The sequence below is a fragment of the Nitrospira sp. BLG_2 genome, from assembly GCF_049222245.1.
Genome location: NZ_JBLYIG010000445.1, coordinates 1 through 7,741 on the forward strand (window position 1 = coordinate 1; position 7,741 = coordinate 7,741).

The 7,741-nt window shown below is 55.3% G+C and carries 12 protein-coding genes; 7 read left to right on the forward strand and 5 right to left on the reverse strand.

The features are described 5' to 3' along the window. On the forward strand, positions 1–808 hold an 808-nt coding region (locus tag ACOSYY_RS12145; protein ID WP_421662663.1), incomplete at its 5' end, for a radical SAM protein. Between the two features lie 63 nt (positions 809–871). Here the strand turns inward: ACOSYY_RS12145 and ACOSYY_RS12150 are convergent. Then, positions 872–1,129, reverse strand: coding sequence for a hypothetical protein (locus tag ACOSYY_RS12150; RefSeq protein ID WP_421662664.1), 258 nt, complete (start codon positions 1,127–1,129; stop codon positions 872–874). 105 nt (positions 1,130–1,234) lie between these two features. Between ACOSYY_RS12150 and ACOSYY_RS12155 the strand changes: the two genes are divergently transcribed. Both ACOSYY_RS12155 and ACOSYY_RS12160 read left to right on the forward strand, forming a co-directional pair. Beyond that, entirely contained in the window at positions 1,235–2,164 is a 930-nt protein-coding gene (locus tag ACOSYY_RS12155) for a PhzF family protein (RefSeq protein ID WP_421662665.1), read from the forward strand. A 239-nt stretch (positions 2,165–2,403) separates the two neighbouring features. Further along, positions 2,404–2,838 carry a CBS domain-containing protein gene (locus ACOSYY_RS12160; RefSeq protein ID WP_421662667.1) on the forward strand — a complete coding sequence of 145 codons (435 nt, stop codon included), beginning with the start codon at positions 2,404–2,406 and terminating at the stop codon, positions 2,836–2,838. Between the two features lie 57 nt (positions 2,839–2,895). On the opposite strand, the gene ACOSYY_RS12165 is transcribed toward ACOSYY_RS12160, so the two are convergent. The 3 genes from ACOSYY_RS12165 to ACOSYY_RS12175 all read right to left on the reverse strand — a co-directional run bounded on the left by ACOSYY_RS12165 (position 2,896) and on the right by ACOSYY_RS12175 (position 4,309). Continuing rightward, positions 2,896–3,351 carry a MogA/MoaB family molybdenum cofactor biosynthesis protein gene (locus tag ACOSYY_RS12165; protein WP_421662668.1) on the reverse strand — a complete coding sequence of 152 codons (456 nt, stop codon included), beginning with the start codon at positions 3,349–3,351 and terminating at the stop codon, positions 2,896–2,898. A 147-nt stretch (positions 3,352–3,498) separates the two neighbouring features. Then, positions 3,499–3,825, reverse strand: coding sequence for a (2Fe-2S) ferredoxin domain-containing protein (locus tag ACOSYY_RS12170; RefSeq protein WP_421662669.1), 327 nt, complete (start codon positions 3,823–3,825; stop codon positions 3,499–3,501). Between the two features lie 40 nt (positions 3,826–3,865). Next, on the reverse strand, positions 3,866–4,309 hold the full coding sequence (locus ACOSYY_RS12175; RefSeq protein WP_421662670.1) for a gamma-glutamylcyclotransferase family protein: 444 nt from the start codon (positions 4,307–4,309) through the stop codon (positions 3,866–3,868). A 197-nt stretch (positions 4,310–4,506) separates the two neighbouring features. On the opposite strand from ACOSYY_RS12175, the gene ACOSYY_RS12180 reads away from it, so the two are divergent. Further along, complete coding sequence (locus ACOSYY_RS12180) at positions 4,507–4,989, forward strand: hypothetical protein (protein ID WP_421662672.1); 483 nt, start codon at positions 4,507–4,509, stop codon at positions 4,987–4,989. On the opposite strand, the gene ACOSYY_RS12185 is transcribed toward ACOSYY_RS12180, so the two are convergent. Further along, on the reverse strand, positions 4,986–5,315 hold the full coding sequence (locus ACOSYY_RS12185) for a Rieske (2Fe-2S) protein (protein WP_421662673.1): 330 nt from the start codon (positions 5,313–5,315) through the stop codon (positions 4,986–4,988). The genes ACOSYY_RS12180 and ACOSYY_RS12185 overlap by 4 nt on opposite strands. Positions 5,316–5,473: 158 nt before the next feature. Between ACOSYY_RS12185 and ACOSYY_RS12190 the strand changes: the two genes are divergently transcribed. The 3 genes from ACOSYY_RS12190 (at position 5,474) to ACOSYY_RS12200 (ending at position 7,222) form a co-directional block, all read left to right on the forward strand. Beyond that, positions 5,474–6,019: an HNH endonuclease gene (locus ACOSYY_RS12190; RefSeq protein ID WP_421662674.1), complete on the forward strand. Its 546-nt coding sequence runs from the start codon at positions 5,474–5,476 to the stop codon at positions 6,017–6,019. A gap of 220 nt (positions 6,020–6,239) precedes the next feature. Beyond that, a complete protein-coding gene (locus ACOSYY_RS12195) occupies positions 6,240–6,899 on the forward strand; it encodes a precorrin-2 dehydrogenase/sirohydrochlorin ferrochelatase family protein (RefSeq protein WP_421662676.1) in 660 nt (219 codons plus the stop codon). Positions 6,900–6,913: 14 nt separating this feature from the next. After that, positions 6,914–7,222 carry an MTH1187 family thiamine-binding protein gene (locus ACOSYY_RS12200; RefSeq protein WP_421662678.1) on the forward strand — a complete coding sequence of 103 codons (309 nt, stop codon included), beginning with the start codon at positions 6,914–6,916 and terminating at the stop codon, positions 7,220–7,222. Positions 7,223–7,741 lie beyond the last annotated feature (519 nt).

The window sequence follows — 7,741 nt, forward strand, 5'->3', positions numbered from 1 at the left end:
GGCTCTACGGGATAAGTACCAGTGCCGGCACTTTCTCTTCTCCGATGAATCCTATCCACCGGCACTCTTCAAGAAAGTCTCTCAATTGTTGGTTGATCAGAATATCGGAATCAAATGGACCACGCTGATTCGGTTTGAGGAGACACTTCAAGATCAAGCTACCTGGGATCTCGCGGCGAAGGCCGGCTGCTGCACGCTCTATTACGGGATGGAATCAGCGAACGAGCGGGTCTTGAATCTCATGGACAAGCATGCCACGAAGCGAGTGATCCAGCGCAATCTCCAGATGGCGGCGAAGGCGGGGATCTGGAACCATGTGATGGCGTTTTACGGGTTTCCTGGCGAAACGTTTGATGAGGCGATGGAAACCCGGCGGTTTGTCCTTGAGAACCAGCCGGTGATTCACTCGCTGGAACTGTTCTACTTCGTGGCGTATCGCCATACGCCGATGGTGCGTCATCCGGGAAAATTCGGCATGACGATTCACAAGCAGGAGGAGTACGATCTGCCGCTGGACTATTACTACACCTTGAATGACCCCGGCACCCTGTCATGTCTTGACGCAATGCAGCTATGCGAAGAATTTTATCGGCATGATTTTCATCCCTGGGCCGTGCGCGTGAACTCTCGGGAGCATGTCTTTCTCTATATTTCCAAGTTCGGTACGAACCGGTTGCCTCAAATCTACGCGCAGCAGACACAACCGGTCGGATCGCCGGAAGGGGTCTCGGGCTTGATCACCTGGCCGGTTGTGCATTCGCAAGGTGATGAAGGGATGTCGCGCGTCACAAGTCACGAGGCCGGCTGAAGTGGGAGGCGTCACTCGGCGAAAAAACAGATGCACATCCTTGTCCACGATTGACGGTTACGATCAAGGTCCGGAGTCGTCGGGAACGAACACCGCAGAAATCAGCGCATAGGCGGCTTCAACCGTCCTGGTCATCTCTTCAGCTTTCCGAAACTGCCGCATGTATTGTTTCGGATTGTTGGTGAGGCCCGCATAGCGGGTCGGGTTCCAGTTGTAGAGCTGGACGCGTTTCGCCCGTTCCAGGTCTTCGGTGGTGATAGGAAGCGTGAGGTCTAGAACCTTCAACGCATGGGCGACGTCCTGCTCGGTGATGTGGTCCATGGGCGGAGTCTGACAAAGAGGGCGCGACCTGTCAAATGATGGCGGTTGTGGTCTCAGTGCACGATCAGGGGGTCAGGTGTTATCTAGGCAAGTTCAGGAGCGACCATGGCAGAACAACGGTCTCTAAAGTTCTATCAAGCTGATGTCTTTACCGCTCAACCGTTCGGCGGCAACCCCGTTGCGGTTTTTCCCGACGCTGATGGACTGACGGACGATGAGCTGCAGCAGATTGCGCGGGAGATGAATCTATCGGAGACGGTCTTCGTGTTTTCACCGACTGATCCATCCGCCATCGCCCGATTGCGGATCTTTACCCCGACTCAGGAAATTCCCTTTGCCGGCCATCCGGTGCTGGGCACATTTTATGTGTTGGCCCAGCTCGGGAGAGTTTCTATCCAGAAACAGGTGACGCATGTCATGCAGGAATGCAATATCGGTTTATTCCCGGTCGAATTGCATGCGGAACCGAGTCGCGTGGTGCGGGTCGTCATGTCTCAGCCCAAGCCTGAATTTCTCGATCCCATCGACGCCATCGACGATGTGTATCTGGTCGGTGGAGCTCTCGGCTTGCCAAAACATGTGATCGCCGACAGGAAATGGCCGCTCCAAGTCGTGTCGACCGGCTTGCCGGTCTTGATCGTGCCGGTGCGGACGTTGACGGCCGTCCGGTCGATCAACCCTGATGCTTCGGCCATCATCAACGTCAGCGAACGATTCGGAGCTAACGGGATCATGGTGTTCACGACGGTGACGGTTGAATCGTTCGCTTCCGTCCACGCGAGAATGTTTGCTCCGAAAATTGGAATCTTGGAGGATCCCGCGACGGGGAGCGCCGGTGGCGCACTCGGCGCGTATCTGGTTCAGAACGGCGTCGTTGAAGTCGGGCCGAGAACGGACATCCTGATTGAACAAGGCTATGAAATTGATCGGCCATCTCGGATTCTCGTCCAAATAGAATCGGACGACGAGGTGATCCAAGGTGTGAAAGTCGGTGGGCAGTGTGTGATGGTGGTGGAAGGAGTGTTGAAGTTTTGAAACGGGGACAGTCGGTCGGCTTGTTAAGAAGAGCGCTCCATGAGCCTCCTGTGTTCGCGCAACGCGCACGCAGGGTTCATCCGCTCAGCCGCATTACAATCTTGTGACGATCATCCTGCCATGCGAGTGAACGGCCTCGCACGTTTGGTTCATTCATGATAATCTACGCCCGACCAAACGGGCTGGTATTCAAAGGTCGGCAATCAACCACGATCATATGAATAGGAAAGGGGGAGAGGATGGCTACAGTGAGTCAGATTGCGAACAAGCGTCCAAAGTTCATCGGGCCGAAGACATCGATTGCCAGCGCCGCCAAGACGATGCGTCAGGCGCGAGTGGGATCGCTGTTGGTGAAGAAGGGCAAGCAATTGGTCGGAATCGTGACGGATACCGATATCGTGCGGCGGGCTGTCGCGAGCGGCAAACCATTGGGCAAACTGACGGTCGAGAAGATCATGACCGCTCCGATTTGCACGATTGAAGGAAGTCAATCAGTCGACGATGCACAGGACATGATGGCCGATCTTGGTGTGCGCCATCTCGGTGTCACGAAGAACGGCGATATTTCCGGCGTCGTCTCCGTGCGCGATCTGCTGCTACACTATAAGCGGTACGCCCAGTCGAAGATTTCGACCGACGAGAATTACTCTGAACCGAAGATCGCGCAAGACTGATGCAGGACCGAGTGGTGATCTGTGAGGGCTGAGTTCACAAGCTAAGCACCCAATACATCACTTCGTCAATTCTCTGACGAGGTGGCCGAGTTCGGGAAGAATAAGCTTTTCCATCGCGAGGCGGACGGCGTTTTCTGATCCCGGAAGGGAAAAGAGTATGCGGCCTTTGATCACGCCCGCGGTCGCCCGGCTCATGATTGCCGGTGAGCCAATCTCTTGATAGGTAAGCAACCGAAAAATTTCGCCGAATCCATCGAGCCGCTTTTCCAACATTTCGTCCACCGCTTCGAACGTGGAGTCCCGCCGTGAAATGCCGGTTCCGCCATTGATGAGGATGGCCTGCACCGTCTCGTCCACCGTGCCGCGGGCGATCCATAGCTGGATCTGTGCCGGGTCGTCTTTGACGAGATGGTGCCCCACGACCGTATGCCCTTGCTCTCCGATGAGCTTGCAAATGAGCCGTCCGCTGGTGTCGGTGTCTGGTGTACGGGTATCGCTGCAAGTAATGACCATGCACCTGATTGAGGTGGGAGTATGATCTTTGTGCTCGTGATGACTTGGTGTGCTCATGTGCCTAAGGATACGCTACCAGCAATCCAGTTTAAGCAATCAAGCTCAATGTCGTCGGACCGCTCGAAGCCGGGCCGTCAGTGAAGAAACTCATTGCCACACGGAGTCCGGATTGAGCTTCGCTGCCGGTGTTCCTTTTCCCACATGTTCATCAAGGATGGTGACGACGTCCGCCTCGGTGACTTTGGAATACCAGGTATTGTCGGGATAGATGACGACCGTCGGACCTTGCTCGCATGGACCGAGGCAGCCTGTCGCGCTCACCAGCACCTGCCCTGGTGGGACGGATCGCTGCATCAGCCCCATATTGAAAGCCATCAGCAGCTGCGCAGCACCGGCCGACCCACAAGACGGTTTCGGGTGACCGGGAGGACGTGAATTGGTACAGACGAGAATGTGATATTTCGGTTTTGGCATAGTCTCCTCAATAAAAAATGGAACATGTGGCGCGGCCGGCTTATCGCGGCCGATACGACTCCCACTCCTGGATGACTTCCTCCGGAAACTTCCACTGTTTGAGCCCTTTCAGCACCCAGTCCAGGTAGTGGTCTTTTGGCTTAAACTTTCCGATCGGATTTGCAGCGTAGGTGGTGACGAGTTCCTTTTCTCCGCCGGCGGTGGAGACGGTGACTTGCAGATGCCGATACGCTCCTTGCGGCACGTCCTGCTCAAACTGATCCATGATCTGCACGTCTTCGTCCGTCAATTCAAACACGCCGCCCCAGGCCTTTTCCCCTTGTGAAGGCACGATGCTGGCGAGTCCGCACCGCCATTGTGATGACCATCGGCAAAATTTGACGGTATGGTCCGACAAGGTCGCGAGGTAGAGAAATCTGTGTTCCGGGGCTCGCCGTTTGAGTTGAGAGGGATTGAGGAGATCACCGTACAAAAAGAACTTCATGCACCGTACTCGTTCAGCGCCCGACCGCCTTGAAATCTGCTCATACTTGTAACACACCGGCTTTTCACCAGACAAGCGGCTCGCGGCGCCCCCCATATCTCAAAGCTGCATTGACATGGCGTCCGGGCCTTCCTAAGATGCCGTGCAGTCAACAAGGTTTGACGAATTTGGTCTTCTACACTGAGACAACCTCCCGCATGGCCGACAGCAGTACGTTCTCTCGATCGCGTGCCACTCACCTCATCCGCTACGCAGTCGCCACAGTCCTGCTCTTGGGCGGACTCTACTATGCATGGATCACGTTGCCGTCGATGACTCCGCCGAGAGACAAGCGAGAAGTTGAGGCATTGATGTTGGTGCAGAGCCATCCGGCGATCGGGTTTCCCACGATCCTGCAAGCCATGAATGAGCATGTTCGTACGATGAAGGATCGCGGGCAGGGGGTTCGGCTCGGCGAATGGCGAGTGAAGCATGTCGAAGACGACATCTATGAGATCCGTGTGCAGCTTCGCGATCAGGGGGTGCGCGGCCAGTGGTTCGAGCGAGAATTTATCTGGCATGCGCATCTCGAACTCAAGAAGGTCAATGCGGCCTCTCTACCGGCGGACGGAGTGACGCCTAAAGCGCCCGATATGGACCAACCCCCCGCGTCACAACCGACCGCTCCATCACAAAGTTAAGCTGGTCCTGTGAGCGCCGGTGGGACGGCGATCTGAACTTCATCCCCTTGAATCCGAACCTCACAGCAAGCGACCTGGAAATTCGGATTACCGACTCGTTCTCCAGAAATGACGCTGAATTTCCAGCCGTGCCAGGGACATTCGACAACCGTCCCACACAGTGTTCCTTCTCCGAGCGGGCCGCCCGCGTGGGGACAGCAATTATCGAGCGCATAAAAAGTGCCCTCCACGTTGAAGACCGCAATCCAAATCCCGTCGACTTCCACGGTTCGTCCCATACCGGGTGGGATCTCGTGCGCGAAGGCCACTCTGACGAAATCGCCCATTATGGTCTCCTCTCCGTCGGTCCGCCGGATACGGCGCCAGACGGCCGCTTGCTTGATTTCAACGCGACCTTATGGCATAGAACTATCAGCCTGTAACCCCGCCCTGCGGAAACGCTTCCAGGCCGCTGTAGAGGCCCGAATGGGGATGAGGTTCCTGCATGGAAATGACCCTCCTGCTCAACGCGACCTATGAACCCCTGCGGGTCGTGCATTGGCAAAAAGCGATCGCGCTTCTCTGGCAAGGGAAAGTCGAAGTGTTGGAGGTCTACGACAGGGAAATCCACGGGATTTCCCTGTCGATCAAACTTCCAGCCGTGATGCGGCTGCTGAAACTGGTTAAACTGAAAGACAGTCATCGTGCGGTCAAGTTTTCCCGTATCAACATTTTCACGCGAGACGGGTACCGCTGCCAATACTGTAACCACAGGTTTCGGACGGAAGAGTTGACGTTTGATCATGTCCTGCCCATCGCCAAGGGTGGCAAAAAGACATGGGAGAATATCGTGACCGCCTGCTGGCGATGCAACAATCGGAAGAGCGGGCGGACGCCGGAAGAAGCAGGCATGAGGTTAAAGAAGCGTCCCGTGAAGCCTCGATGGAGCCCCGTCATTACCATCACCATCGGAATTCGCAATACGCCGGAAAGCTGGCGGGATTATCTGTATTGGAACATGGAACTGGATGCAGATCCTGCCGATACGTGAGACGCGATCGTGAAAAGACCCTGAGCGGAAGGTGTATCCGTTTCCTAGCCTCTTGAATAATTCCTCCAAAGCCGCGCACAAAATTATTCCGGTCTTTCGAGCTGCTGTATTATAGCGACTACCGATCAAAGAGGGAATGAGGCGGACCCGTGAAATGCCTCTTGCATGATGGAGGTCCATTTTCGGATACTGAACCACTCGGTCGAAACGGAGTTGCGTCATGGCTGCGAATCCTGGTTTTCCCTTGGTCTTGGACGTAAGAGGTTGGCCGGTTCTGGTAATCGGCGGCGATGAGGAGGCATCGGAAAAATCCCAACGCCTACTCGAGTCCGGTGCGCGGGTCACGGTGATCAGTCCTACGCTGGATGAACCGCTGCGCCTGCTGGCGGCTTCGGGTAAGATCATCCATCGCGGGCGACATTTTCGCGAAACGGATCTTGAACATGCCATTCTCATCCTCAATACCATTCGAGGCGATCGTGAGTTTGCTCAGATGCTGTCGGCTAAATCCCGTGAGAAGCGTGTGCTGCTCTGGTCGGTAGATTACCCGGAGGCCAGCAGCGTCACGATGCCAGCGGTCGTGGTGGCGGGACATGTGCGGGTGGCGGTCAGCACAAGCGGAGTGGCACCGGCTCTTTCCGGATTCATGAAAGAGGACTTGGAACGAATCCTCGATCCGGAATTCATCGATTTTGTCGAATGGCTGGGGCAACTGCGCGAACAGGCCAAGGCGAATGAGCCGGATGTTGAGAAGCGACGGGCCTTGCTCCATGACGCGTTAGACGGGTTTCGTTTTCTTGGCAAGGTACGATATCCCAAAGTATGGTTGGAAAGACAGGCCGAGATGGTGACGATCAAACAACCCGATACGGGAAAATAAATATAGGAGCACCGATGGTTCTACTGGAATTCAGCATGTCGCCGTTGGGAAAGAGCGAAAGTGTCGGAAAATATGTGGCTCGTTCCCTCGATGTTATCGATAAGAGCGGAGTGCCCTATCGTTTGAATCCAATGGGTACGGTCCTTGAGGGTGAATGGGAGCAGGTCTTCGCCGTCGTGCAGAAATGCTATGAGCGGATGAAGAAGGATTGTAATCGTATTTCCTGCACGATCAAAGTCGACTATCGAAAGAACCATTCCGGGCGCCTTCAGAGCAAGGTTGCGAGTATTGAAAAGAAGCTTAAGCGATCAATGAAGCAATAGAACGTTGAGCCCTTTTGCGACACGGGCGCAGGCGTTTCTTGCAGTCTACGAAACCTCGTTCATCAGGCTCGTCGGCGAAGCGTTTCGTTCTAAAACACCGCTCTAAAGCACCGCTGGTGTGCTAGGATGTCCTTTCCCGCCTAACCCTCCCTTCTTTGGGCTGGCTTGCCCCCTCCGTGGCAAGGGTACGAACCTTCGTATTGAAACCATACACTCCCGTCTATATACTCGCTTTCCATATTTAGGATTCCTTCAAGCGAACTGTACAGGTGGTAAGCCCGGTTCCTTGCCAAGTCACGCAGCGGTCGTCACGACTGTTCGTGATGTGCGCAGGTCCCAATTCCGTCCAACGGACATCTTGTTTCGGGGGATGAGGCCATGACAAGCAGCACGCTCGACATCGTCGAGGCCACGTCTCTCCCTGCCATCGAACTCTTACCAAAGGATCGAACCATTCTGGAACAGGGCGCGATGGTCTTTCGCCCGTTCGGTTTGGACGAACAGGGTCAGACGATCCGA